This window comes from Ralstonia sp. VS2407 (genome assembly GCF_052950655.1).
On the sequence record NZ_JBRFVG010000354.1, the window covers coordinates 1 to 439 of the forward strand.

Consider the following 439-nt stretch of genomic DNA (forward strand, 5'->3'; position numbering starts at 1 on the left):
CGATGCTCCATTTGCGTGCGAAAGCGGCTCCGTCGTGGGCGACGACGTTCTTCTTGGCCTTCTGTCGCAACGTCGAATCCACTGAGTTCCTGACTCGCTGCCGCGTCTGCGGATCGACCTCGCCGACCCCCTCCATCGCCAGAAGCCCATCGGTGATCTCGCTGATCGTTAGCGGAACGCCGGCCTGCCGCATGACGTCGAGCGCGGTCTTGCTGATGCGGCCGATGCCGACCGGTGCCTTGTAGACGTTCGGCCGGACGGCCTTGACCTTTGCAGGTGCCCAGGCCGGGTCGATCTCCTTCAGAAGCTCCTCAGCGCATTCGAGCAGGCGTTCGACCGCTGCGTCCGGGCGCTCAGGGTCGGCAGTTGCTCGAACAGCGTCTGGATCTTCGCGACCTCGCCCTGCTTGTCCTTCAGCTCGCCCGCCAACAGCGCGTAC

At 64.9% G+C, this 439-nt stretch carries 1 protein-coding gene; it reads right to left on the bottom strand.

From position 1 onward, the window contains the following. On the bottom strand, window positions 1-193 hold a 193-nt coding region (locus ACU8YE_RS25435), incomplete at its 3' end, for a hypothetical protein (RefSeq protein ID WP_446930366.1). Window positions 194-439: the final 246 nt, after the last annotated feature.